At 52.9% G+C, this 24,498-nt stretch carries 25 protein-coding genes; 12 read left to right on the top strand and 13 right to left on the bottom strand.

All coding sequences use genetic code 11. The features are described 5' to 3' along the window. Positions 1-93 precede the first annotated feature (93 nt). From CWO84_RS19160 to CWO84_RS19150, 3 genes are all read right to left on the bottom strand, one after another. Entirely contained in the window at positions 94-648 is a 555-nt protein-coding gene (locus tag CWO84_RS19160; RefSeq protein WP_308441613.1) for a transposase, read from the bottom strand. 30 nt (positions 649-678) lie between these two features. Next, a complete protein-coding gene (locus CWO84_RS19155; protein WP_174843461.1) occupies positions 679-1,296 on the bottom strand; it encodes a uracil-DNA glycosylase family protein in 618 nt (205 codons plus the stop codon). A gap of 98 nt (positions 1,297-1,394) precedes the next feature. Continuing rightward, positions 1,395-2,159 (bottom strand): exodeoxyribonuclease III, encoded by a 765-nt coding sequence (locus CWO84_RS19150; protein ID WP_033158372.1) that lies wholly within the window; start codon positions 2,157-2,159, stop codon positions 1,395-1,397. Between the two features lie 72 nt (positions 2,160-2,231). Here CWO84_RS19150 and CWO84_RS19145 point away from each other — a divergent pair, with 72 nt between their 5' ends. After that, positions 2,232-3,635, top strand: a complete 1,404-nt coding sequence (locus tag CWO84_RS19145) for an amino acid permease (protein ID WP_033158371.1) — start codon at positions 2,232-2,234, stop codon at positions 3,633-3,635. 19 nt (positions 3,636-3,654) lie between these two features. Here CWO84_RS19145 and CWO84_RS19140 read toward each other — a convergent pair whose 3' ends face one another. Continuing rightward, positions 3,655-4,143, bottom strand: coding sequence for a hypothetical protein (locus tag CWO84_RS19140; protein WP_033158370.1), 489 nt, complete (start codon positions 4,141-4,143; stop codon positions 3,655-3,657). Between the two features lie 596 nt (positions 4,144-4,739). Here CWO84_RS19140 and CWO84_RS19135 point away from each other — a divergent pair. From CWO84_RS19135 to CWO84_RS19120, 4 genes are all read left to right on the top strand, one after another. Further along, entirely contained in the window at positions 4,740-7,262 is a 2,523-nt protein-coding gene (locus CWO84_RS19135; protein WP_240618096.1) for a TonB-dependent receptor, read from the top strand. A gap of 253 nt (positions 7,263-7,515) precedes the next feature. Beyond that, positions 7,516-8,757 carry an amidohydrolase family protein gene (locus tag CWO84_RS19130; RefSeq protein ID WP_101054631.1) on the top strand — a complete coding sequence of 414 codons (1,242 nt, stop codon included), beginning with the start codon at positions 7,516-7,518 and terminating at the stop codon, positions 8,755-8,757. A gap of 67 nt (positions 8,758-8,824) precedes the next feature. Continuing rightward, the gene (locus CWO84_RS19125; RefSeq protein WP_033158369.1) at positions 8,825-9,061 is read left to right on the top strand and encodes a DNA-binding protein; all 237 of its coding nucleotides are present in this window, start codon (positions 8,825-8,827) and stop codon (positions 9,059-9,061) included. Then, entirely contained in the window at positions 9,048-9,467 is a 420-nt protein-coding gene (locus CWO84_RS19120; protein ID WP_033158368.1) for a type II toxin-antitoxin system VapC family toxin, read from the top strand. Before CWO84_RS19125 ends, CWO84_RS19120 begins: the two co-directional genes overlap by 14 nt. Here the strand turns inward: CWO84_RS19120 and CWO84_RS19115 are convergent. The 4 genes from CWO84_RS19115 to CWO84_RS19100 form a co-directional block, all read right to left on the bottom strand. Continuing rightward, positions 9,464-10,381, bottom strand: coding sequence for a class I SAM-dependent methyltransferase (locus CWO84_RS19115; protein WP_101054628.1), 918 nt, complete (start codon positions 10,379-10,381; stop codon positions 9,464-9,466). The two genes, CWO84_RS19120 and CWO84_RS19115, sit on opposite strands and share 4 nt — an antisense overlap. A gap of 121 nt (positions 10,382-10,502) precedes the next feature. After that, positions 10,503-11,291: a 4,5-DOPA dioxygenase extradiol gene (ygiD, locus tag CWO84_RS19110; protein ID WP_101054625.1), complete on the bottom strand. Its 789-nt coding sequence runs from the start codon at positions 11,289-11,291 to the stop codon at positions 10,503-10,505. Between the two features lie 25 nt (positions 11,292-11,316). Beyond that, complete coding sequence (locus CWO84_RS19105; protein ID WP_101054622.1) at positions 11,317-12,195, bottom strand: pirin family protein; 879 nt, start codon at positions 12,193-12,195, stop codon at positions 11,317-11,319. A gap of 26 nt (positions 12,196-12,221) precedes the next feature. After that, positions 12,222-12,821 (bottom strand): NAD(P)H-dependent oxidoreductase, encoded by a 600-nt coding sequence (locus CWO84_RS19100; protein ID WP_101054618.1) that lies wholly within the window; start codon positions 12,819-12,821, stop codon positions 12,222-12,224. Between the two features lie 102 nt (positions 12,822-12,923). Between CWO84_RS19100 and CWO84_RS19095 the strand changes: the two genes are divergently transcribed. Continuing rightward, positions 12,924-13,823: a LysR family transcriptional regulator gene (locus tag CWO84_RS19095; RefSeq protein WP_101054615.1), complete on the top strand. Its 900-nt coding sequence runs from the start codon at positions 12,924-12,926 to the stop codon at positions 13,821-13,823. Positions 13,824-13,966: 143 nt separating this feature from the next. Then, positions 13,967-14,641, top strand: coding sequence for a hypothetical protein (locus CWO84_RS19090; RefSeq protein WP_101054612.1), 675 nt, complete (start codon positions 13,967-13,969; stop codon positions 14,639-14,641). Between the two features lie 95 nt (positions 14,642-14,736). On the opposite strand, the gene CWO84_RS19085 is transcribed toward CWO84_RS19090, so the two are convergent. The 3 genes from CWO84_RS19085 to CWO84_RS19075 all read right to left on the bottom strand — a co-directional run bounded on the left by CWO84_RS19085 (position 14,737) and on the right by CWO84_RS19075 (position 17,951). Beyond that, a complete protein-coding gene (locus CWO84_RS19085) occupies positions 14,737-16,329 on the bottom strand; it encodes a SulP family inorganic anion transporter (RefSeq protein WP_101054609.1) in 1,593 nt (530 codons plus the stop codon). Between the two features lie 30 nt (positions 16,330-16,359). Continuing rightward, on the bottom strand, positions 16,360-16,992 hold the full coding sequence (locus CWO84_RS19080; RefSeq protein WP_033158361.1) for a carbonic anhydrase: 633 nt from the start codon (positions 16,990-16,992) through the stop codon (positions 16,360-16,362). Positions 16,993-17,255: 263 nt separating this feature from the next. Next, complete coding sequence (locus tag CWO84_RS19075; protein ID WP_101054606.1) at positions 17,256-17,951, bottom strand: SDR family oxidoreductase; 696 nt, start codon at positions 17,949-17,951, stop codon at positions 17,256-17,258. Positions 17,952-18,092: 141 nt separating this feature from the next. Here CWO84_RS19075 and CWO84_RS19070 point away from each other — a divergent pair, with 141 nt between their 5' ends. Beyond that, entirely contained in the window at positions 18,093-18,293 is a 201-nt protein-coding gene (locus CWO84_RS19070; RefSeq protein ID WP_033158359.1) for a KTSC domain-containing protein, read from the top strand. Positions 18,294-18,390: 97 nt separating this feature from the next. Here the strand turns inward: CWO84_RS19070 and CWO84_RS19065 are convergent, their stop codons facing one another. Both CWO84_RS19065 and CWO84_RS19060 read right to left on the bottom strand, forming a co-directional pair. Continuing rightward, a complete protein-coding gene (locus tag CWO84_RS19065) occupies positions 18,391-19,275 on the bottom strand; it encodes an inositol monophosphatase (protein ID WP_101054603.1) in 885 nt (294 codons plus the stop codon). 17 nt (positions 19,276-19,292) lie between these two features. Then, a complete protein-coding gene (locus CWO84_RS19060; RefSeq protein ID WP_101054600.1) occupies positions 19,293-20,264 on the bottom strand; it encodes an oxidoreductase family protein in 972 nt (323 codons plus the stop codon). A 144-nt stretch (positions 20,265-20,408) separates the two neighbouring features. On the opposite strand from CWO84_RS19060, the gene CWO84_RS19055 reads away from it, so the two are divergent. The 4 genes from CWO84_RS19055 to CWO84_RS19040 all read left to right on the top strand — a co-directional run bounded on the left by CWO84_RS19055 (position 20,409) and on the right by CWO84_RS19040 (position 23,963). After that, positions 20,409-21,458 (top strand): low specificity L-threonine aldolase, encoded by a 1,050-nt coding sequence (locus CWO84_RS19055; RefSeq protein ID WP_101054597.1) that lies wholly within the window; start codon positions 20,409-20,411, stop codon positions 21,456-21,458. A gap of 92 nt (positions 21,459-21,550) precedes the next feature. Then, positions 21,551-23,416 carry a YdbH domain-containing protein gene (locus CWO84_RS19050; RefSeq protein ID WP_165786380.1) on the top strand — a complete coding sequence of 622 codons (1,866 nt, stop codon included), beginning with the start codon at positions 21,551-21,553 and terminating at the stop codon, positions 23,414-23,416. Next, a complete protein-coding gene (locus tag CWO84_RS19045) occupies positions 23,413-23,610 on the top strand; it encodes a YnbE family lipoprotein (protein WP_064010563.1) in 198 nt (65 codons plus the stop codon). Before CWO84_RS19050 ends, CWO84_RS19045 begins: the two co-directional genes overlap by 4 nt. Before the next feature lie 11 nt (positions 23,611-23,621). Next, positions 23,622-23,963, top strand: coding sequence for a YdbL family protein (locus CWO84_RS19040; protein WP_101054589.1), 342 nt, complete (start codon positions 23,622-23,624; stop codon positions 23,961-23,963). Positions 23,964-24,498 lie beyond the last annotated feature (535 nt).

Raw genomic sequence — 24,498 nt, 5'->3', positions numbered from 1 at the left:
ATACGGCTGCGCCTATTGACGCCCTACAATTGGACTTGTAACACGAAAACCGTAAGGCACCATAGCCAAAGGGCATTGTGCCGTATTTTAAAGTTACTCAAAGTCATATAAATCTCCGTCAATTCCTGCCCAATCTAACGGATAGACGCCCTTTTCAACCCATCGGTGAAAAGTCGAGTATGGCCAGTGTTTTACTTGTGTTACCCAGCCATGTTTCACCGGGTTGTAATGTATATAATCCAAGTGGGCTTGAAAATCAGCTTCATCCCGTATCAGGTGCTCCCAATAACGCCGTTGCCATATTCCGCGTTCTCCGCGTCTAACTCTCACGTTCGATCTGCTTTCGGTTTTGGGTATTGCCTTGGAAAATCCAATTTTTATCAGCCGTATTCGCGTAGCGTAGTCGATGTCGTTTTCCGGTAACTCGATTAAACAATGCATGTGTTCGGGTAATACCACCCAACCGTGAATTTTGAACGGGTGATGTGTTTTTACCGTTTTGATCGCATCTTTTAACGGTTGAATATGTCGAATCAACAGATCGTTACCATTCCTTTGTAACAAATTGATGGTAAAAAAATAGGTACCGCCAGGGTGCCAAATTCTTCGGTAATCCATTTTTTTATTTTCAATAGCAAGTTGATTCAATGCGGCGCAATGCCCGTTGGTTATTGCGCCCTACGTTGGACGCCCCAACACTTGCAGCCAGGCCGCATGCGCCTGAATAGTTGCCAACGCCGCTTGCAGCAAACCGGCACCCGGCTCGGTGCGATGCCAGGTGGAGGCGCCGGAGGGGTGCGGCAGTGGGATGACGTCGGTGTCGTGGCCGTGAAAATTCAAGTGGTGCAAACCGCCGATGACATCGCTGAGTTTATCGACCGGTAGCATTTGTTGAATTGCCAGCTTGCCGACCGGGATGATTAACTTGGGCTGCAACAGCTCGACTTCCGCTTGCAGCCAGGACGCGCATTGCTGGATTTCCTGCGGATTGGGTACGCGGTCGCCGCCTTTGGGATTTTTACCGGGAAAGCAGCGGCAGACCGCCGCCATATAGACCCGCTCCCGAAAACTGGCTTCGTCCAGGCCGATCTGGGCAAACCATTTGAACATCGTCTTACCCGCCGTCCAGGCAAACGGCCTGCCCAACACCCCTTCTTTATCGCCGGGTGCCTGACCGATTAGCAACACCGGCGACAGCACCGGCTTGCCGCTGACCACCGGGCGGATCATGGCCGGGCAGCGAGTACAGGCCAGCAGCGCTTGACGGTGTTGTAGCAAATGCTGTTGGTCGCTCATGATTGTCGGAATAAAAAAATTAAAAACATCCCTCACCCTAACCCTCTCCTTTATGCCCTGCGGGTACGGAGGGAGAGGGGACTTTTCGATCATTTCGCTCAAAGCGCCAGCTCGATGCCGACCGGGCAATGATCTGAGCCGAATACGTCCGGCAGAATGAACGCATCGCTGATTTGCCCGAGCAGCGCCTGGCTGGTCAGCACGTAATCGATCCGCCAACCGATGTTCTTTTCACGGGCATTGGCGCGGTAGCTCCACCAGCTGTAAGCCACGGTATCCGGATGCAGGTGCCGAAAACTGTCGATCAAACCGGCCTCCACAAAATTGCTGAAACCATCGATCTCGACTTGGGTATAGCCGGCCGATTTGTTGTAATTGGCTTTGGGGCGGGCAATATCGATGGCTTGATGGGCGACGTTGAAATCGCCGCAGGCAATCAGCGGTTTTTGGCTTTGCAGCTTTTGCATGTAGGCTAAAAACTCTTTATCCCAAGTCTGCCGATAATCCAGTCTCGCCAAACCGTCGCCAGAGTTAGGCACGTAGACATTCAACAAATAAAATTTCTCGAATTCGGCGACGATGATCCGGCCTTCCTGGTCGTGTTCAGCGATGCCCATATCGTGCATCACTTGCAGCGGCTCCTGCCTACTTAATATCGCCACGCCGGAATAACCCTTGCGTTCCGCGGAGTTGGAGTACAGGTGATAGCCGTGTATATTTTCCAAAGCCTTGCTGACTTGCTCGTCTTGAGCCTTGGTTTCTTGCAGCAACACGCAGTCGGCATCGAGTTGGCTGAGCGTATCGGCAAAACCTTTATCTTGCACGGCGCGAATGCCGTTGACGTTCCAGGAGATGATTTTCATGTGGGGTTCCATTGGGATAGACCGAATTGACTGGGTATTTTACCGGCTTGCGCGCCGCAACGGGGACGCGATATGAACAATTGGCGCCAGCGTAAACCCTGGCCGGCTGCTGACAATGTGCCGACAGAACATAGATTAACCGCCACGTTAAGGTGGCCGCACCTGATGGCGCTGGGCGTGGGGGCGATTGTCGGCACTGGCATCTTAACCTTGATCGGGGTTGGCGCGGCCAAGGCCGGGCCGGGGGTGATATTGGCGTTTGTGATTGCCGGAGCGATTTGCGCCTGCGCGGCCTTGGCTTATGCGGAAATGGCCACGCTGATGCCGGCCGCCGGCGGCGCTTACACCTATGCCTATATCGTGATCGGCGAATGGGCCGCCTGGTTTGTGGGCTGGAGTTTGATTTTGGAATATTCGCTGGTGGTCAGTGCGGTGGCGGTGGGTTGGTCCGGTTATGCAGCGCCGCTGTTGCACGAAGGCTTGGGCGTACCGATGCAATGGATGCAAGGCCCGGAACTGGGTGGCTTGATTAACCTGCCGGCGATTTTCATCATCCTGGTAGTCACCGGCCTATTGCTGATCGGCACTAAAGAGAGCGCCAGCGTCAATGCCTTGTTAGTGGTGGTCAAGCTGACCGCATTGCTGGTATTTATCGCGGTGGTGTTGCCGCTGTTCCAAGCCGAACATTTCCAACCTTTTATGCCGTTTGGTTTCATTAAAACCTTCGGCGCGGACGGCGTCGAGCGTGGCGTAATGGCTGCGGCGGCGATCATCTTTTTTGCCTTCTACGGCTTCGATGCGATTGCCACCGCGGCTGAGGAAACCCGTAACCCCGACCGCGATTTGGCGCTAGGCATCGTCGGCTCGATGCTAATCTGCGTGGCCATTTACGTCGTGGTGGCAGTGGCGGCACTGGGCGCTTTGGATTATCGGCGCTTCGCCGACAGCCCCGAGCCCCTGGCGCTGATTTTGCGCGAGTTGGGCAAACCTAACGCGGCGCGCTGGCTGGCGGCATCGGCCGTCATCGCCCTGCCGACGGTAGTGCTGGCGTTTTTTTACGGACAGAGCCGGATTTTCTTTGCGATGGCCCGCGACGGCTTGCTGCCGCGCGGCTTGGCCAAGGTGTCGCCACGCGGTACGCCGGTTCGCACCAGTGTGTTTACCGCCGTGATCGTCAGTATCATCGCCGGCGTGTTTCCGCTGGCGGACATCGCTGCGCTGGCCAATGCCGGCACGCTGCTGGCATTCTGTGTCGTGGCGGTTTGCATGTTGTTGCTCAGGCATCAACAGCCGGAAATGCCGCGGAAATTCTCGGCACCGTTTGTCTGGATCACCGGACCGGTGGCGATACTGGGCTGCCTGTATCTGTTTATCAGCCTGCCGAGCACTACGCAGCTGTATTTTCTGATCTGGAACCTGATCGGCTTTGCGGTTTATGGCCTGTACCGTTTGCGGCAGCCCGCGCCCCACGGCTGACGGGCCGGATTTGGCTGCATTACATTTTCAGCTTACCGAGTTGCGCCTCAAATTCTTCCAACGACATCGCCCCGCTCTTACCCACCCGCTGATGGCCAGCGTCGAAGAAATAGGTTCTGGGTAATTCGCCATACCAGGCCGGGTCGATCTCGTAACGCAGTTTTTCCGGATTATCGGAGGCGAAAGCCCAATTCTCCAGCCCGCCGAGTTTATGGCTGTCGATGATACGTTTGATCTCCGGCAAGGCTTCCGCGTCGTCGGTGGCTAGCATGACGATTTTCAAAGCCGGATGTTTCTCGTGCAGCTTACCCAGTATGTCCATGTCCTTCAGGCAGGATGGGCAATCCACCGACCAGATTGCCAGCATTAGCGGCTTGTTGGCATTTACCGCCAAAATCTGTTGGTAGCTGCCGGGAGTGAAGGGTTTTATTTCGGGCTGTTCCGCCAAAACCACGCTACAGCCAATGAGATTTAAAGCTAGACCAACCAGAATGGTTCTTGTGTTCATAGTATCCTTATTAAATTAGCTGCCAGGGCCGAATTTGCCATCAAAAAACGGAACACCTTAGCGCCAGTCCAGACGACATTCAAGCCCAAACGGCAGAGGTAACGATAAAGTTGCTGTGGTCCATGTTCAACTCAGGCGATGTAGTCATTTAACATAGTTTATTACTTTGCTTTTACCTACCGGCTGCTTTAACGAATGGTTTAATCTTTTTAAGCCACGCAATCTTGTGCAAACCAATACGCCTATCAAATTATTGAACTATCCGACATTTTTTTAAAACTCTCGCTTGTTTAAAAGTTTATGTCTCAGACATAGCACCATGGAATAGCAAGGCGTATCGCCCAAAAAAACTTAAAAAATCAGTTAAATAACACAGTTTATTAAAAATAAAACACGACCATTAATTATTTATCAATAAAATCAAAGACATTTAATCTTGGCCCCAATCTTGCCGGAAATTCGGAATATTTTTTATCCGGAAAACCTGTTAGCTATCAGCATGATCCAGCTCGGAAAATCGCTCAAATTGAGTAGATCAAAAGGCTAAAACAAACTTCGCAATAATCCAGAAATAATAATTACAACCGAGATCAAACGTGAAAAATCAATCCGAAACACTTGATAAATCAGCGTCTTATAGATTGCCGATGCGTTCTTTATTGTCTACTGCTGTTCTGCTGGCTATTACCAGCAATGTCGCCATCGCTGAAACACAGAAGAAAAGTACAGGCGACGCCACGAAACATACGGCAAAAAATGCAGAAGCTTCCAAGCCATCGGACCAGCCCACTGCTGACAATAGTCAAACAGCATCAAAACAAGTGTCGTCGGAAACGCCTGCTGCGGGCGGCAGCACCAAAGACGAAGTAATGGAAGAAATGGTGATCACCGGTGAAGTGGCGAAAGACTCGCATTTCACCTCGCCATCAACCCGCCTATCACGCGCCGAAATTGAACGGCAAAACGCCCAAACCACGGAAGAAGCGGTCAAGTATCAACCAAGCTTGCAGATACGTCAGCGCTATATCGGCGACCCGAACGGCGTGTTAGGCATCCGCGGGGCCGATATGTTCTCGACGGCCAGAAACATGGTGTATGCCGATGGCTTACCGCTACACAATCAATTGCAGGCTTCTTTTAACGGTGCGCCGCGCTGGTCGATGGTGGGCCCAAACGAAATCGACGCGGTTGACGTGGTTTACGGTCCTTTCTCCGCGGAATACAGCGGCAACTCCATCGGCGGGGTAGTGAACCTTAAAACCCACATGCCAATGAAAGAAGAGTACTACGCGGAAACCAGCTACTTTGTGCAGCCTTGGGAGAATATTGGCGCGGATGGCGGCACCTTTGACGGCAACCGGCAATATTTTTCGTACGGCAATCGTTTGGATAAGTGGTCTGCGCTGCTTTCCTACAACCGCTTGGAAGCGGAAAGCCAGCCTATGAGTTACTTCATCGATAATACAGGTTTGCGCAATCCTACCGGCGTAACGACCGCAGTCAATGGCGCGGTGCCGATTCTGGACACCCGCGGCACGCCCAGTTATATCTACGGCGACACTGGCCCCGAATTAATCAATACCGATCTGGTTAAACTCAAAGTGGGATACGACATCACGCCGGATTTGCAGGCCATCTTTACCGGCGCGTTCGAGGAACGTACCCGCAAATCCGAAAAACCGCGCAATTATCTGACCTCTGCAAACGGCAATGCCTATTACGGCGATAACAATACCAATTCTCGCGATGCCGTTTACGCGGGAAGAGCATTCAACGTTTTGAACAGCGGCTTCGGGCCGTCCGATGACGAACGACAAACCATGCAAATCGGCATGCAGGTAAAAGGGGCGATTACCGACACCTGGGATATAGACACCACGTTCAGCTACTTGGATGTAATCAAAGACGAGCGCAGAACCGCTTTTTTTAATCCTGACGATCCGCGCAACCAAAACACCGGCCAACTGCAAGTGTTTGACGATTTCAATTGGAAAAACTACGACTTGAAACTGAGCACCCGAGAGTTTTTAGGCTGGAAACCCTTGGAGTTTTTAGGCGGTTACCACTTCGACAACTACAACATGAACTTCAAACAGTTCTCCTATAACAGCTATTCGGCCGATCAGATAGGCTCAGAAACCATAGGACGGCGTAACCAAGGTGAAGTCACTACCAATGCGATGTTCGGTCAGTTCGCCTATCACTTTGCGCCCGATTGGGATTTGACCTTGGGCGCACGTTACGAATGGTGGCTGGCGTCCAGTGGCGTGGGCTCTAACCGTGCATTGTCAGATCGTAGCGACGACGCCATCTCCCCGAAAGCATCGTTGGGATTTGAGCCGTCCAATTGGAAATTCCGTTATTCGTTTGGTCGCGCCTACCGCTTTCCGGTCATCGCAGAGCTGTATCAAAATCTCCAGTCGCCGACGAGCATAACCACGGCAAACGAGAATTTAAAGGCCGAGGACGGCTGGCATCATAACTTTATGATCGAATACGGACTGGACAACGGTTACGTGCGGGTCAATGTGTTCCGCGACGACATCCGCAACACTATCCAGCAGGTTAGACGCGCCACCGGCATCTTGACTGAAAATGCCTTCCAAAACATTCCCGCCACCAGCACTACCGGCGTGGAACTGGTGTATGACCAAGCTCGCGTGCTCGACTCTGACTTTGATCTGAATTTCAACGCCACCTGGATGAACGCTATTGTGGAAGACGGCGGGCCGGACATTAACTTTCAAGAAGCGAACGGATCACTTACCCGCTTTAACCTGACCGGCAAAGAACGTATCCGCTTGCCGGAATGGCGTTTTAATGCGCTGGCGACCTATCATGTGAACGAAGCACTGGATGTCTCGATGGCGGGCCGGTATACCAGCGACTCTTACAACGATATTGATAACAAAGACCACGTCAACAATGTGTTCGGCTCGCAGGACGGTTTTTTCTTCCTGGACTTTAAAACCAGCTACCGCTTTAAGTACGATTTGCTGGGTAAACCTGCGAAAAGCCGCATCTCATTCGGTATCAACAACCTAACGGACAAAACGGCTTATGTGTTTCATCCTTATCCACAAAGAACGTTCTTCCTTGAGGGCGCAATAAGTTTCTAAGTTCTAAGAATTTTTTAACCCGGCCTCTACACATCGTTGCTCCCGCAAAAGCGGGAGCGCAGCAGCTGCACGAAACTCCTGAGCCGTCTAACGGCTTCCACCTTCCAGGAAATTTAAGAGCCGGGTTAATAATCACCCAATCTGCAAGGCCATGGCGCTAGCACCAAGCCAAGCAAAATCCGCCCCAACCTCTTTACAACCCATTTGATTTTGCGGATCCTATCCCCACAGTATCCGACCTAGAAAACACCCCATGACATCAAACCATCGCGTGCCCGCTACCAGTCGCGCCCGCCGCCGCTTTTTAAAACTGGCGGCTACCGGCTTGGCCACCGCCAGCATGCCGGCGTCTGCACTGTTTCGCTTAACTAATCCCTGTCTCGATCCGGCTGGGACGCCTGCTTCGGCCTTGGAAACCGCCGCTTGGCAAGGCATCGATCCGGCAGACTGGTGGGATTGTCACACGCACATCATCGGCTCCGGCGACGGCGGTAGCGGCATTACGCAAACGCCGGATATGCATGCCCCGCTCAAGCACCCGGTGCAAACCCTGCAACATTGGGCTTACGCCAACGCGGCTTGCATCCCTGACACCAACCAAGACACCGCCTTTGTCAAACGCTTACAAGCCTTGCTGGACAACATGCCCAAGGGCGCTAAGGCCATGTTGTATGCGTTTGACCGCGCACATGGGGCCAGCGGCGACCCGGATCATGCGAATACCGCATTTTTTGTCCCCAACGAGTACGCTCAGCGTTTGGCGCAAGGCTATCCGCAGCGCTTCGAATGGGTAGCCAGCATTCATCCCTATCGCCCCGATTGCGCATCTGTACTGGAACAGGCCGCCGCCAACGGTGCCCGCGCCGTGAAATGGCTGCCGCCGGCAATGGGCATAGACCCGGCTTCGCCGCAATGCGACCGGTTTTATAAAGCGGCGGCACAATTGAACATCCCGATCATTACCCACGGCGGCGAAGAAAACGCCTTGCACGGTGCAGACCAACCTTTGTTCGGGAATCCGCTGCGTTTGCGGCGAGCTCTCGATGCCGGCGTCCGGGTGGTGATTGCCCATTGTGCGACATTGGGCCAGGATGTGGATGAAGACGGCCGGGAAGTGCGAAGTTTTGATTTGTTTGCCAAGTTGATGGCGGATAAACAGTGGCAGGACCGGCTATACGGTGACATTTCGGCGATTGTGTTACGCAACCGCGATATGGGCGTAATCAAAACCCTGCTGACGGAAACCAGCTGGCATAGCCGCTTGCTTTACGGCTCGGATTACCCGTTGACCGGCATTTTGCCGTTGATCTCGCCGTCGGCTTTTGCCGAGGCCGGCCTGCTGGCGGGCGATGCCGTCGAACCGTTGCTGGCTCTGCAGGAATATCATCCGTTTCGCTTCGATTTTGTGTTGAAACGCAGTTTGTCGTGGCAGGGCAAGCGTTTTGCCGACGGTGTATTTGCGACTCGGCCGTTTTTTACGGGCCAACAACGGTAGAGTTAAAAGACTACCGCTACGCCAAAGCGCATGCTAGCATTGATAGCACCACCCCTTGGAGTTAGCTATGCCCAGCCTTGTTGTTAGAAATCTTGATGAATCGCTGGTTAAGGCTTTGAAAGCCAGAGCTGCCGCCCACCATCGTTCCACAGAAGCAGAACATCGCGCCATCCTGGCGGAGGTTTTGACCGGGCCGCAACGGAAATCTTTTACGGAAGTGCTAGCCGCCATGCCCAATGTCGGTTCGGATACTGACTTTCTGCGTGTGGATACCGAGAGCGATTTGGCTGATGTATTTGATTGACACGAATGTGATTAGCGAAATCCGCAAAGGCAGCAAGACAAATCCGGGCGTTAACCAGTTCTTTGCCGGCGTCGCCCAAAATGATCACAAGCTGTATATTTCTGTCGTCACCGTCGGTGAATTGCGGCGCGGCGTGGATCTGATTTATCACCGCGGCGATTTTAGCCAAGGCAAGTTACTCGAGAACTGGCTAAACCAGCTTATGCAGGAATATCGCCATCATGTCTTGCCTATCGACAACGAGATTGCCCTGGTTTGGGGGAAAATGCGCGTACCAAATCCTCAACACCCCTTGGATAAATTGATCGCTGCTACGGCGTTAATTTACGATCTTACCGTTGTCACGCGGAATGTTGGTGACTTTGCCGGCACAGGAATTCGGGTCCTCAATCCATTCGCGGATTAAGCCATGGCCCGCAGCAAATTTCCATAAAACAAAGCTTTGCCGGTTTGGCTCTGCATCCACAGTTGTTTGATTTCGAGTTGGCGTTTAGCAAAACAAGGGGCGGCAGCGCGGGCTAAATCCTGCAAGTCCACTTTGGGAGAATAGGTGTTCAGGACTAAAAACGCCCCCGGATTCATCAAGCCGCGCGCCGTTTCGATCAAGTCGGCCAGCTGATTTTCCAGTTTCCATTTTTCGCCCTTGGCGCCCCAACCCCAGGCCGGCGGGTCCATGATGATACCGTCGTAATGATTGCCGCGCTTGAGTTCGCGCTTGGCAAATTTCAAGGCATCTTCCAACACCCATTGGATGTCGGTCAGCCCGCTACACACCATGTTGTCGTGGGTCCAATCCAGCATTTGCTTGACTGAATCGACATGCACTACTTCCGCGCCATTCATCCTGGCCACCAGCGAGGCCGCGCCGGTGTAAGCAAACAGGTTTAATAGTTTGTCGCCCGGTTTGACCCGCTCGGCGATGAACCGCCAGTTGGCTTGTTGTTCCGGAAACAAGCCCAGATGTTTGAATTTGGTCAGCTTCAAACCAAACTGCAATTGTTGATAAGCAATTTGCCAGTGTTCGCTAGCCTGCGGCTTCAATTTTTTCCAGGTGCCTTGCGTGGATGACAGCTCTACAAACTCCCAATCCGCCCTCGCCTGCCAATCCGGCCACGACCAACCCGGCTGGAAATGCGCTTGAATCTCCGGGCGTATCGTCACCACGTCGCCCCAGCGTTCCAGTTTCTTACCGTCACCGGCATCCAATAATTCATAGTCCGCCCAGCCAGCGGCGTATTCGCGCTGCGTATTTCCAGGAACGGCAACACTATTGCTGGCTTTGTGTTCGGGTGACTTGCGGCGAATTGGATCGTTGGGCATATTGCTGGCGGCGCACAGAATGGTTAATCGGCGGATTTTATGCCCGAATGCGCAAACAGACCACCACAAACGGCGAATATTCAATGATCGGCGGGAAGTAAGCCAAACTACATGACGGACGTTAACCTACTTGCACAGACAACATGGCAATAGCACCCAGCGTGGTTTTGTCCGTGAAAAAACCGACCTGTTCGCCGTCACCTTGCAAGCCCAAGATGTACAGGAGGGGCAGAAAATGTTCGTCTGTCGGGATGGCCAACGCCGCATCGCTTAACTCGCGGTATTTGACGACGGCGCTGTGATCGCCTGCGGCAATCAAGCGTTTAACCCGCTCGGCAAACGCGACAGCCCAGTCATGGGCAGTATCCCGCCAAATCGCCACTTGCAAGTTGTGCACGATATTACCGCTGCCGACGATCAACACCCCCTCGTCTCGCAAGCAGCGTATAGCTTTACCCAGTTGGTAATGCTGTTCCGGCGACTTTTTTGTATCCAGACTGAGTTGTAAAACCGGAATGTCCGCATCGGGAAACAGATGGCACAAAACCGACCAACTGCCATGATCCAAACCCCAGTCCTGATCCAGCTCAATCCCGGGCATCCGCGCCTTGATCCTCGCCGCCAATGCAGGGCTGCCCGGCGCAGGATAGACAAAATCGAATAGGGCTTGTGGAAAGCCGTAAAAATCGAGGATGGTTCGTGGCTGCGACATCGCAGTAACCCGTGTGCCATCGGTTTGCCAATGGGCCGAGATGCCTAAAATCGCCTTGGGCCTGGGCAGATTTTCCCCCAGTTCCGCCCAGGCCCGACTGTATACGTTATCTTCAAGCGCATTCAACGGGCTGCCGTGACCGATGAATAAGGCCGGCATCCTCGGCAAGTTTTGGTTGTCGGGCTTGGCCGTATTCATCGTCTCTACTCCCATATGTTTACCTCTAAGCCGCGACGTTAAAACGACCGGATTGATAATCGTCTATGGCTTGCTCGATTTGCTCGCGAGTGTTCATCACAAATGGCCCATGCTGCGCTATCGGTTCACGCAAAGGCTTGCCGGCCACCAGGATTAAATGACTGTCTTGCTTGGCCTGCAAAATCACCCCATCCGACTCACCGCTGCTTAACACCGCCATGCGTTGTGCAGCTACCGACCGTTCTGCCACCGCCACCTCGCCGCGATACACATAAAAAAACGCATTGTGACCGACGGCTAAAGACTGACTGAAACTGGCGCCAGCGGGCAACTGCACATCCAGAAACAGCGGCTCGGTATCCGGCCGCTGAATAGCGCCCGCGACGCCATGGCTGCTACCGGCAATCACCCGCACCTTGACGCCATTCGTCGTAAGCACTTCCGGAATCTGCTCACTTTGCACATCTTGATAACCGGCAGGCTGCATTTTCTCGGCAGCGGGCAGATTGATCCATAATTGAAAGCCTTCCAGCATGCCGTCTTTTTGCTCGGGCATTTCCGAATGAATAATCCCGCGCCCCGCCGTCATCCATTGAATGCCACCGGTTTCCAGCAAGCCTTGGTGGCCGGCGTTATCACTATGCCGCATCCGCCCAGTAATCAAATAAGTCAGGGTTTCGAAGCCGCGGTGCGGATGATTGGGAAAGCCGGCGATGTAATCGTTGGGCTTATCGCTGCCGAAGGCATCTAGCATCAAAAATGGATCGAGGCGTAGCTGCAAGGATTGGCCCAGCACGCGGGTCAATTTCACGCCGGCGCCATCCGACGTAGCATGACCAACCACCAATTGCTCGATAGCGCGGGACCGCATTACTTCATCGTTTTTAACTGTGTCTGTGTTCATCGCGAATCTCCTATATTAAGGTTAGGTCAGGCCGCCAAGGCGGCGATTTGCGTAGCGGCAGCTTGCAAGGCCAATTGCTCGGCATCGTTGCCCATCGCCAAGCCTTCCGCGTAGATAAAGGTGACATCGGTCATGCCCAAAAATCCCAAGACGGTGCGCAAATAAGCGCTTTGGCTGTCAGTCTCGGTGCCGCTGTGTTTACCGCCGGCGGTTTGAATCACATACACCTGTTTGTTTTTCAGCAAGCCTTCCACGCCGTTTTCGGTGTATTGGAAGGTCACTCTGGCGCGGGCGATTGCATCTATCCAGGCTTTAAGTTGCGCCGGAATCCCAAAGTTATACATCGGCGCGGTCAATACCAGGATGTCGGCTTGTTGAATTTCGGCGATCAAGACATCGTCCAGCGTCACCCGTTGCGCTTGCTCTGGGTTGCGCTGTTCGGCGGGCGTACTCAGCGCAATCAAAGCCGCTTCATCCAGCAAAGGATGCGGGGTTTTCGCCAAGTCGCGTACCGTTAATTCAGCGGTCGGCGTTTGCTGGCGTAAACCGGCCACCAAATTGTCGGCCAAGCGGCTGGAATAAGCATTTTCGGCGCGGATGCTGGAATTGATTTGCAGAATGTTCATTTAAGTCTCCCAAAGGTGTTGAAGTTGGGTTGACTATACGCCGGGATAATATTGGGCAGAAGACCGGAAAATGGATAACATTGTTCCACTGGAGGAACAATCATGCAGATAGAACCTAACGACCTGTGGCTATTCGCCAAAATCGCTGATGCCGGCAGTTTTTCCAAAGCCGGCGAATTGCTGGGTTTGCCTAAGTCAACCTTGTCGCGGCGCATCAGCAATCTGGAAAAACAACTGGGCGAGCGTTTGCTGCAACGCACCACCCGACAGCTGAATTTGACCGAATTTGGACTGCGCTTGTTACAACACGGCCGACAGGTCAGCGAGGAAATCGAAGCGGCGATGGCATTGGCTCAGCATAGGCAAATCCAGCCCAGCGGCGTATTACGTATCTCGATGCCCAACGACTTTGCCAATCTGTTTTTGGCGCCCTTACTGGCCCAATTCAGCAACAGTTACCCCGCCATTGCCTTGGAAATCGACCTATCTGCACGGCGGGTGGATTTACTCAGCGAGAGTTTCGATCTGGCGATTCGGATGGGTGATTTGCCGGATGATGCGACGTTGACGGCCAAGCGTCTGAATCTGCAAACCTGGGGCTTGTATGCGTCCCAAGCTTATTTGCAAAAACGCGGCACACCGGCGCACCCCGAAGAATTGTTGGAACACGATGCCCTCAGCCTGCAGGCCGGTAATCGGGAAGCGCCGGCCTGGCGCTTGACGAGGGGCGAACAACAATGGCTGGGCATGCCGCCGATACGCATCCAAGCCAACTCGCCGGAATTATTGGTCAAACTGGCAATGCAGGACCAAGGCATCGTCGCCGCGCCGGATTCTTACGCCAGCACTTACATGCCCAATCAAGAGCTGGTGCGCGTGCTGCCGGAATGGTGTTTGCCGCAAACCACAGCCTGGCTGGTGTTCCCAGGTCGGCGTTTGATGCCGACCAAGACCCGGGTGTTTATCGATTTCTTGGAAACGCATTTAAAAGACTTTACATGAGACATAATCGGCAACTGGGGAAACGGCAAAAACGCCTAGCAGCATAGCTTATTTGTTTGACTGAAATTACCTGTGCCTATAGAATCGCCGCCGCCTAACGCATGGTTAGGAAGCCTGTCATTTCAACAATTTAAGGAAAATTCATGTTTAGATCTTTGGCTATTTCACGCGGTATCGTTCTGTTAGGCGGCGTGCTGGCGATCAGTTCGGCACAAGCAACCGTGGTTGCCGACTCGGATTTCATCAAGACTGCAACGACTCATTACGTTATTAACTCAGCGGGAAGCTTTGCTACCTACATCCCCTCTTTTATCGTAATCGGCGCAGACGGTTCGGAGCCAAGTGAGAATCTAGGACCGTTCAGTATTTCCGGGTCATTTGACGTCGAACGCTATCAAAGCACGGCAAGTCCTTCTACAACGTCGGCAAGCGGTGAAATTACCGACAAGCTATTGTTTACCAACGCCAACGTCACGCTGAACGGCGCAATCCATAGCTTCGATTTCCCGAGTTTGCTTAGTCTTATGACCAGCAACACGGCGTTTCAGTCGGAGTCGGCATCTCTCGGTTGTACTATCCCACAGGGCCTTATTCCTTCCTGTGTGACAATGCCCAACCCAAACCCATCGTCTTGGTTCGGAACCCTAAGCAATGAGTCCATCAGCATGGACGGCTTCGCGGCAGTCGATAACATAAAAGCGGGTTACAGTTATCACATACAGGCGTCCGTGGTCCCGTTGCCAGCAAGTGTCTGGCTATTTGCTTCAGCTCTGGGACTGGCCGGCATCACGCAAAGAAAACAGCGTGTCATAAAATAGTTCGTAAGGCATCGGATCCGCCGAGCGCAAGGCTTTGCATCGTGCTGGATTGATGCAAAGCCCGCGTGTCGCAGAGCCTATGAACGTGTTTCCAGCTAATGCCCAGCCGCAGCCAAGCGGGGTATGAAAACGGCTTCCTGCTCAAGCAACCGAGACTCCAAGGCCAAACCTTGTAATTCCACTTGGATATTGCGATCCGGCGCCGCTTGCAGGAAATCGCTCAGCGTTTCCAGAATATCGTGATCGATAAACAGGGCTTTGCCGCCGTCAATGATCAATTCGCTATCGTCGGCGATACCGGCAAGATAGTTACGAAGCAAGGCTTTATTTAAAAAAGACACGTCCTTGTGCAGCCTCAGCAAGTAGTTGGGCCCATGCTGGGTTAAGGTGATAGCCGCATGGAAGTTGGCCCGCAAGACGAAAAAAATACCGCACACCATGCCAATCGCGATACCTTCCAACAAGTCGGTAAATAAAATCGCGAACACGGTAATCGCAAACGGCACAAATTGATTCAAACCTTTTTGGTAAAACTCCACAAACATGGCCGGCTTCGCCAGCTTGTAACCGGTTTGCAACAAGATTGCCGCCAGACAGGCTAATGGGATCATGTTCAGAAAATGCGCGAAAAACAATACGCTGATCAATAACAACACCCCATGGAAAAAGCTGGATACCCGGGTTTGACCGCCGGCATTGATGTTAGCCGAACTGCGCACAATCACGGCCGTGATCGGCAAACCACCTATCAATCCGCTGAGCAGGTTGCCCAGGCCTTGGGCTTTCAATTCGCGATTGGTCGGCGAAACGCGCTTATGCGGATCGAGCTTATCCACCGCTTCAACGCTCAGCAGGGTCTCCAGGCTGGCGATGATGGCCAGGGTGAGCGCGATGCTGTATATCTTGGGATTGCCGAGATAGCTGAAATCCGGCAAGCGCAACTGGTTAACAAAATTGCTGGTGGAGCCAAGTTCCGGCAAAGACACCAGATACTTGACGCCGATGGACCATTCAGGCGCCGCCGCCAAGGCCCAGGCATTGAAAGACACGCCCCAAATCACCGCCAACAACGGCCCTGGAATCATCCGCAAGGCATTAAATTGTTTGATGAAAGCGCTTTCCCAAAAAATCAGAATCAATAAGGCCACGCCAGCCACCAGAGTCGCGCCGGGCGAAATGCCGTGCAGTGAGTGGGTAAACTCGATGAAGCTGGAACCGGCGGTATCCGGCATATAACTCTCGTCCGCCGCGTAGCCCTCATCGTAACCGGTGGCGTGCGGGGTTTGCTTGATGATCAGGATCATACCGATAGCCGCCAACATACCTTTGATCACCGCGGTAGGGAAAAACGCGGCAATCGCCCCGGCCCGAAGGAAACCGAACAGCATTTGGAAAATCCCGGCAAACATCAGGCTCAACAAGAAAGCCTTGTAATTGCCCAAGGTTTCGATGGCGTTGAAGACGATGACCGTCAGGCCAGCCGCGGGGCCGGAGACACTGAGCTGCGAACCGCTGCACAAGGACACAACGATACCGCCGATCATGCCGGCGATAACCCCGGCGAATAAGGGTGCGCCGGACGCCAACGCCACCCCCAAACACAAGGGTAAGGCCACCAGAAATACCACAATGCTGGCCGAAAAATCCTGACGAAAATATTTCAGGTAATCATTAAACTGCATTTTCATAGACGGTCTCCGTGGGGATAACTGGGAGCCTTAATGGGCGTATTGGTAGATGTTGTGAATCGGCGATGTGGCGTCGATGTGTATCAATTCATTCAACAAGCCGTCCTGCAAACCGTATACCCAGCCGCGCAAACTGACTTTTTGGCCGGACTTCCAGGCCGATTGCACGATAGAGGTGTGGGCCAGACGTTGCACTTGTTCGATGACATTCCACTCGATCAATTTGTTGAGTTTGCGTTCGGGCTGCAAATTGTCCAGTTCGTCTTGGTGCAAGCGATATACTTCCTTAATGTGCGTCAACCACTTGTTGGCAATGGCCAAATCGCCGCGTTGCTGGCGCAAGGCTGCTTCCACGCCACCGCAGCCATAATGGCCGCAGACAATCACATGCTTGACCTTTAAGGCGTTAATCGCGTACTGCAACACGCTTAAACCGTTAAAATCGGTGGTGATGACTTGATTGGCGATATTGCGGTGCACGAATATTTCGCCGGGTTGGGCATGAACGATGGTATCGACCGGCACGCGGCTGTCGGAACAGCCTATCCATAAAAACTCCGGATGTTGTTCCTTGGCCATATTGATGAAGTAATCGGGCTGTTTACCGGTCATAGCTTCTGACCAAGCTTTGTTTTCCAGCAGCAATTTGTTGGGAGTCTGCATAAACCCCTCCTCTTGTGTCGTTGCAATGTAAACGATGCGATTCTTAGGCGTCGCACTTAAGCGACCGATGTATTGGAAGATCGTATCGGCGCCGAACAAATAATATCGAATCGAAATTTTTATGCAAGCAATAACGTTTCGATTCGATATTTTTATCGCTAATGAGCATTAGCTTGAGGGGGTATACGCACCGCTTATGCAGACCTAAGCAGTGGTTCTGATACTGACTTATTTAAGACGCGAAAACTTAGAAGCCAAAAAGCTTACCAAGGCAATGCTGAGCCATCGTATTTAACAAAGCTGCCGCTATCGGCCAAGCTGAAATTGGCTATCACTTTACGCATGCCCGATACGCTTTCTTCAACGTCGATCAAGCCGTTCGGTCCGCCCATATCAGTTCTGACCCAACCCGGATGCAGAATCAATACGCCGATGGACGAAGGTCGCAAATCGATGGACAGGCTCTTCAATGCCGCATTCAAACCGGCCTTGCTGGAGCGGTACAGAATGCTGCCGCCGCTGGTATTGTCGGTCATGCTACCCATCAAGCTGCTCAAGGCCACGATCAAGCGTTTGTCGCCGCGCTGCACCTGCGGCAGGAAGGCTTCGGCCAATTTAAGTGGCGCCATCACGTTGACCGCCAGCACGTTTTCCCAGGTTTGATAATCCAGTTGCCCGAAACCGCGACCGGCTTGATCGCCATAAACACCGGCATTGTTCAGCAAGACATCGATTTTGCGGTCGGCTAGTTTGCTTGCCAACGCATCGATTTGACTGAAATCCGCCACATCCAGTGTCTCGATTTGAATGTGCGAGTATTGTTTGGCAAGCGCCGCCAAATGTTCGGCCTGGTCCGGCTTGCGGCAGGCCGCGATGACCTGGTAATCGGCGGCGGCAAATTGCCGGCAAAACTCCAGACCCAAGCCGCGATTGGCGCCGGTGATTAAAACAGTTTGCATCGTTACGTCTCCAAACGAGTGATTGAAAAATTAGGGAAGCTATAGTTTTACGCAGTCTCGATAAGTAATTGCCGATTGAACTATTCGTATTTAGCCATGCCTCACCGACACAGTTTTAGCATGAAATTCCCGGAGGCTACTATGCAAATGCAATCAGTTAAATCCAGCACCATCGACGTGATCGGCTACGACGAACAAACCCATAAACTGCGAGTATCGTTCAAAGACCGGCAAGCTCAGGATTTTTGCCACGTGCCCGAACACCTGTTCGCCGCATTTCTGAAAGCCCGCTCCAAAAACCGATTTTATAAGCGCCACTTCCAGGATTTGTTTCCCTGCTGAAAAAGACCGAAGCCACCATCGATACCCGATAGATTCAAAACCTTGCGTCTATCGGGCCTCATTCACTAGCAAGCCATGACACGGGCAACTTGTTCGCTTATCCTTGCCGTAACTGCCGGTAAAGCCTGATCATGCTGTCGGCGATAGCTTGGTCGGAGCAATACAACACGCCGGAATGATTCATAAACGTCGAGCCGTTCGGATTTAATAGTAACGGTTTGCCGTGTATATCGCTGACCGGCGCGCCGGCTTCCTGGAACAAACAAGCGGTAGCCGCGTAATCCCACACACTACCGCCCCCCTTACTCTGCTTAGGAAATTTGAAATAACACGCCGGCGCCTCAGTCAGCGCTTGGCAGGCATTTAAGGCCGCGCCGCCTTGCAAACGCAGCTTGGCCCCGGCATAGCCCAATTCAAGGGCGATTTGTTGCAATGCGGCCTGCGTAGCGTGATACAGCGGATCTTGGGCAAAGCTTTTATCGGTAATGAATGTCAAGACTCGCGCAGGCGGTGCCGGCTTAAAAGCGTGTTGGTTTTGCCAAGCGCCTTGGCCTTTAATCGCCCGATACAGCGTCTGAGTTAAGGGATCGTAAACGACGCCAATCAGCGCCTCTCCGGCGCGCGATACCAGGGCGATGGACACCGAATAACCCGGCACGTTTTCGATAAACGGCAAGGTGCCGTCTAAAGGATCGATACACCAGAAATAGTCGTGTTGCAGACGCGCGCCGTCATCCGGACTTTCTTCCGACAATAAAGCCAAATCGTATCTGGCGCAGATCGGCCGCAAGGTTTGCAGAATAATCTCCTGACTCAAATGATCGATTTCCGTCACTACCCGAGCAGCCAGACTGGTGCCGCCGTCTTTGCTGTTTACAACAACCGCAGTATGCGCACGCCTGGCAATCAATTGTCCGGCCTGCATCGCCGCGGAGATGGCACACTGGCCGAGTAAATACAGATCGTCCGTCGACAAGCGCATCGGTTCTCCTGGTAATTTTATAATTGGGCGATGACTTGCCGCGCCAGCCGTTCACTATAGCTGTTGGGTGACCAATAGCCGGGACTCCAACCTTTTAAAAAACGGTGAAAATCGGTCCAGGCTACTGGATAAAGTGCCCGCCAATCACGTTCGACCGCATCGGCATCGACGGGTTTTTGTTGACGCCGCAATGCCTGTTGCAAAGCCTGAAAATAAATATCCAGCAATTCGCTCTCTCGGCGTTGACATTCTTCCTGGCCCAAACAGCTATCGATAAAATACGCGACATCCTTGATTCCGCAACCGCCGCCGACGTATTGAAAATCCACTGCCGCGACCCGGCTGCCGTCCGCCGAAAAACAAAAATTGGCCAATTTGGCATCGCCGTGCACAAAGGTTTGGTAAGGCGTATCGCGCAGTTTTTGATCAATCATCGGCGCGGCATTTTTCAAGACAATATCCTGCAAGGCCTCCCATTCGTTGGGCCGGGTTTGCAGATGCCAATAAGTGCCGGTGGGCCACAAACCACTGGGTTTTTCACCGATAAACGTGGCATGGAAATTGGCCAGCCAATTTAAACATGTGCGTATCTCCCGTTCCCCTGCCCGCGAGCGGCGTTGCGGAAACCCCACCGGATGCAGATCTTCCAAGACCATGACTATATCCTCACCGAACATTTCGAAAGCTAAACACGCCGGGACTCGGCAATCCGCATCGCAACGTTTGGCCCAGCCTTGGTACCAAGCCGCCTCTATCTGATAAGAGCGGACTTTGCGCCGATGCGACAGGTCTTCATTGGAACCGGGCGTTTGCAGACTTTGTGCCGACAGTTTTACGTGTTTGACGATCACGCTAGCACTGTCGCAGCCGCTTAAGCCATAGCGCAAAATATAGCCGTAGCCGCTCCACAGACTTTGAATGGTTTCAAGTTGAAATGCATCATCGGCACCGGTCGCCTGAAGCACGAGATCGCGAATGGTATTTTGCATGGGTGGAGAGTGCCTTAAAAGATTGCTATTTTCCGGGAATACGCCGAACGAAAGCCAGGCTCGCGTGTCGGATTGCGGTATCGTTGGTATAGTTCATACCGTCGTATAGCCCATACATTAAACATCACCGCCATGATAGCAACCATGAATTTTGCATCCGATAACTGGGCCGGCGCTCATCCGGCCATTTCCCAACGCTTGTTGGCAGCCTCCGCGGGCTTTTCGGCCCCCTATGGCGCCAGCGCGCTGGATCGCAAAATCGAGCAACAGTTTAACGAGCTATTCGAACGGGAAGTCGCAGTCTATTTCGTCAGCACCGGCACAGCCGCCAATTCGCTGGCGCTGGCGGCCGTCAACCGTCCGGGCGGCGTCTCGTTTTGCCATCGAGAAGCACACATGCTGGAAGACGAATGCGGCGCACCGGAGTTTTTCACGCATGGCGCACGATTAGCACCGGTGGACGGCGACAACGGCAAAATCGATCCGGAAAATCTGAAAGCGGAAATCGAGCGTTTCCCGCCTAATTTTGTGCATGCCGGCCAACCCATGGCCATTTCCATCACGGCGGCCACCGAGATCGGCACGCTTTATCAACCGGAGGAGATTGCCGCGATTGCCGACATTGCCCAAACTTACGGCTTACCCTTGCACATGGACGGCGCGCGCTTTGCCAATGCGCTAGTCTCGCTGGGGTTAACGCCTGCGGAAATGAGCTGGAAACTAGGGATAGATATTGTGTCTTTCGGCGCCACCAAAAACGGCTGCTGGTGCGCGGAAGCCTTGGTGTTTATGAATCCGGCACAGGCCAAAGATTTACCGTTTATCCGCAAGCGCGCCGCGCAGTTGGTATCTAAAAGCCGATTTATCGCCTGTCAGTTTGAAGCGTATTTAGACGACGGACTTTGGCTGAATCTCGCCTGCCACGCCAACGCGATGGCGGCGCGTTTGCAAAACGGCATTGCCCACTCAAAAAACGCCCGCCTGGCCTGGCATGCAGAAGCCAATGAGGTGTTTGCCGTGCTAAACCAAACGCACGCGGACCGCTTGCAACAACAAGGGGCGGTGTTTTACCCCTGGAATCCGCCGCGCGCAAACCCTGGCCTGGTGGCCGACCAGGAAGTATTGGTGCGTTTGGTCACCAGTTTTGCGACGCAGGCTGAGCAAGTCGATGCCTTTATCGAGCGTTTGGGCTGAGGGCAGCCGATTTTGCGCGTCTATCGCCCCAAACTCCCAGCTGCCATGTACTGGTTAGTCACGCAACAGACCGGCTACGGCAGGCTATGAACTTGCCTGCCACCACAAATAATTTGCAGCAGCGCGGCTCATGGCGGCGCAAGATGGCTATTACGCTGCTGATGCTTGGGTTATTTTGCCTGGCCCTATGGTGGCAGCGTTCAGTTATGCTGGAGTTACTACTGCAACAGGCGCTGAAACAAACCTCGCTAAGCTCACCCTCGCTGTCGGGGCTGTCGTTTGATTCCAAGCAAGCCAAGCTGGCTGAAATCAGCTTCGGCCTAGCCACACCGACTGGCAACTTATCGGTTGCGATGCAGAATGTTTCTACCGATTACGATCTGGAAAAACGAACTATCAGCAACGTCAGCATCGGTCACGCCGCGCTAAAATTCAACTACCACCCTACCGACCAAGCTGCGACGCAGACATCGGAAAACAATTCCATCAGCTTACCGCTGGACCGATTGAGCATCGCGAAACTGGAAGTTGATGTAGATACGCCTTGGGGCTTGAGCAGCTTTGCTGGTCAAGCGGACGTCACACGAGGTGCGGCCGATGCCATCGATGCAAGGTTTCAGGATGCCCAACAATCCATTCACCTAGATATCGAACCCGGTTTTAGCGCCGCCAAACTCAAGGTCCAACGGCTGCCAGCTGGCAATATATTCGAACTAAATGCCAGCCAACTGGATGGTCCGGCCAAGCAAATTAAGCTGGATGCCGGCGCGCTGTCGCTGATCGAGTGGCTTAACAACAGCCTATTGATACCACAAGCTTTGCGGGCAAAAACCCAGTCATACGACTTAGCCAAATTAAACCCGCTACTAAGCGCAACGCAGCTCAGTGCAAACGCCACTACGCCGGACAACTTTGCCACTCTGCAAGCTGAAGCCTTTCTGACAAAAGATAAACAGTCTCTGCTGGCTATGGATTTGTCGATGACGAACAAGCAAACAATCGATATGAACGGCCGCCTGGACATGGCCGCCAGCGAGGCATTCGATTTAATCAAGCCCTGGTTACCGGCCATGGCGGCCAGTTGGACGGTTGCCGGCGGCAAGGCACAGGGAAATCTAAAACTGCATCGGCCAAGCAAACAAGATGTTTCCGGAACGGCACAATTGATTATCGCCGATTTGGCCTTGACGGCCGGCGCGGCGAAAATCGAGAACGGCAAGGTGGAACTGAACATTCCGGAGCTGGCGGATCGCGCCGTGGACTTGTCTGCCGAGATACCTACGCTGGGATTAGGTAAAGACTTAATAGCGCAAAATCTTAGTATCAAGGCCCGCTATCTCGATCAGGCACTGACACTAAGCCAAGCCAATCTGGCAATATTCGGCGGCATCATGGAATTGAAACCGGACAAAATACGGCTGGAGGAAACGCCGATACTGCTGACCTTACGATTGCATGACGTCGATCTGTCGCAACTTTTAATGAGCCTGCATTACCCGAATATTTCCGGAACCGGCTCAATAGACGGCGAACTACCATTGCAGTTATCGGCGGGGGCCATAGATGTGCAAGACGGCAGCCTCAGCGGCACACAGCCGGGTGTGTTACGCTATATGGGACCGGCCGATAGTCAGAATATCGCCTTTAAGGCTCTCAAAAACCTGGTTTACCGGAATCTGCAAGCCAAGGTAAATTATCGCCCAAACGGCGACTATCACCTGGGCTTACTCCTGGAAGGCAATAACCCGGAAGTATTGTCCGGCCATCCGCTGGCGTTTAACCTAAATATCAGCGGCCAGCTACCCGAGTTGCTACAAAAAGGTATTTTAGCCGGCGATTTGGAACGGACCATTTTGGAACAGGCTATCGCCAAACCGGCCGATGCTGGAGCATCGCCCAAACCCCCAAGCGGGGATCAACCACCCAAACCGCCGCCGGCGGACCGGAGGAATCAATGAACTGGAAAGCTGCAAGCAGCGCGGCCATCTTGTGCGGCAGCATCTACCTGACGGGGTGTTCGCCCTCCGTAAGGTTGGAAGCGCCGGACAAACCGATTGAGATCAATATGAACGTCAAAATCGAACACGAAATCCGTCTGAAAGTGGAAAAAGACGTAGACGAATTGCTTTCCAGCCAAAAAGGCTTGTTTTAAAGGAGCGAGTGATGAACAACAAAAATTTGCTATCAATTTTGGCGCCTTTGTTTCTGGGCTTATATCTGACCGCCCTGCCGGTCAACGCCACCGATCTAGCCCAGGCAAAATCGGCTGGGTTGGTGGGTGAACAAATGAACGGTTTCCTGGGCTTGGTCAAGCCCGATGCATCGGCCGAGATAAAAGCCCTGGTTGAGAGCATTAATGCCCAACGCCTGGCGGAATATCAACGCATAGCGGCTAAAAACGGCGTTGCTGTGGAGGAAGTGGGTCGACTGACCGCTCAAAAAGTGATAGGCCAAGCGGCACCGGGACAATTTGTAGAAACGGTTTCCGGCTGGACCCAGCGCTGACAGACAAGAGCCTATAAGGCAATACTGCATGGTATTCAAACGGCTCGAGATTTAGCCGGCAGCAAAGTAAAAATACCGTCATTTGTTCGCAGTGGCACTAATAAGTCAAATTTAGCTATCTCCCGACCTAAACCTGAACATCACCAGCACCACTCGGGAGAAGTTACCTTGCGATCCCACTTAGTCAAGGCGAGCACAACTGCTGGATGGACAAGCAATTAGCTCTCTAAAGCGTCAATAATCAGACGATTCGGTCATTCGCTCTCGCCGAGGAGAAACCAGGCACAATGCCCACAAAATCAATGTGCGACAAATTGTCACACTTTTTTGTGGACAGCAGTATTTTAATCCAATAGAATGCGCCCACTTTCAGCGAAACGCAGATGATTCGAAAGGATCATGACCGTTAAATGAGGGGGGGGATAGGCGACCGTTAATCCGGTATAAGAACAACAATAAACGCAAGAAATTAACCTGCCGTACAACGGTAGGCGTCCAATCAATATAAAAAATAACACCGGACGAAGCCCACTTT

The sequence above is a fragment of the Methylomonas sp. Kb3 genome (genome assembly GCF_002834115.1).
GTDB lineage: Bacteria > Pseudomonadota > Gammaproteobacteria > Methylococcales > Methylomonadaceae > Methylomonas > Methylomonas defluvii.
This window is presented reverse-complemented; position numbering and strand designations above follow the sequence as displayed.

Coding starts and splice junctions, on each gene's coding strand:
- CWO84_RS19070 (WP_033158359.1), top strand. CDS start 18,093: ATGCAAATGCAATCAGTTAAATCCAGCACCATCGACGTGATCGGCTAC.
- CWO84_RS19115 (WP_101054628.1), bottom strand. CDS start 10,381: ATGCCCAACGATCCAATTCGCCGCAAGTCACCCGAACACAAAGCCAGC.
- CWO84_RS19100 (WP_101054618.1), bottom strand. CDS start 12,821: ATGAACATTCTGCAAATCAATTCCAGCATCCGCGCCGAAAATGCTTAT.
- CWO84_RS19150 (WP_033158372.1), bottom strand. CDS start 2,159: ATGAAAATCATCTCCTGGAACGTCAACGGCATTCGCGCCGTGCAAGAT.
- CWO84_RS19125 (WP_033158369.1), top strand. CDS start 8,825: ATGCCCAGCCTTGTTGTTAGAAATCTTGATGAATCGCTGGTTAAGGCT.
- CWO84_RS19155 (WP_174843461.1), bottom strand. CDS start 1,296: ATGAGCGACCAACAGCATTTGCTACAACACCGTCAAGCGCTGCTGGCC.
- CWO84_RS19045 (WP_064010563.1), top strand. CDS start 23,413: ATGAACTGGAAAGCTGCAAGCAGCGCGGCCATCTTGTGCGGCAGCATC.
- CWO84_RS19095 (WP_101054615.1), top strand. CDS start 12,924: ATGCAGATAGAACCTAACGACCTGTGGCTATTCGCCAAAATCGCTGAT.
- CWO84_RS19130 (WP_101054631.1), top strand. CDS start 7,516: ATGACATCAAACCATCGCGTGCCCGCTACCAGTCGCGCCCGCCGCCGC.
- CWO84_RS19080 (WP_033158361.1), bottom strand. CDS start 16,992: ATGCAGACTCCCAACAAATTGCTGCTGGAAAACAAAGCTTGGTCAGAA.
- CWO84_RS19090 (WP_101054612.1), top strand. CDS start 13,967: ATGTTTAGATCTTTGGCTATTTCACGCGGTATCGTTCTGTTAGGCGGC.
- CWO84_RS19060 (WP_101054600.1), bottom strand. CDS start 20,264: ATGCAAAATACCATTCGCGATCTCGTGCTTCAGGCGACCGGTGCCGAT.
- CWO84_RS19085 (WP_101054609.1), bottom strand. CDS start 16,329: ATGAAAATGCAGTTTAATGATTACCTGAAATATTTTCGTCAGGATTTT.
- CWO84_RS19055 (WP_101054597.1), top strand. CDS start 20,409: ATGAATTTTGCATCCGATAACTGGGCCGGCGCTCATCCGGCCATTTCC.
- CWO84_RS19075 (WP_101054606.1), bottom strand. CDS start 17,951: ATGCAAACTGTTTTAATCACCGGCGCCAATCGCGGCTTGGGTCTGGAG.
- CWO84_RS19120 (WP_033158368.1), top strand. CDS start 9,048: ATGTATTTGATTGACACGAATGTGATTAGCGAAATCCGCAAAGGCAGC.
- ygiD (WP_101054625.1), bottom strand. CDS start 11,291: ATGAATACGGCCAAGCCCGACAACCAAAACTTGCCGAGGATGCCGGCC.
- CWO84_RS19140 (WP_033158370.1), bottom strand. CDS start 4,143: ATGAACACAAGAACCATTCTGGTTGGTCTAGCTTTAAATCTCATTGGC.
- CWO84_RS19105 (WP_101054622.1), bottom strand. CDS start 12,195: ATGAACACAGACACAGTTAAAAACGATGAAGTAATGCGGTCCCGCGCT.
- CWO84_RS19065 (WP_101054603.1), bottom strand. CDS start 19,275: ATGCGCTTGTCGACGGACGATCTGTATTTACTCGGCCAGTGTGCCATC.
- CWO84_RS19145 (WP_033158371.1), top strand. CDS start 2,232: ATGAACAATTGGCGCCAGCGTAAACCCTGGCCGGCTGCTGACAATGTG.
- CWO84_RS19040 (WP_101054589.1), top strand. CDS start 23,622: ATGAACAACAAAAATTTGCTATCAATTTTGGCGCCTTTGTTTCTGGGC.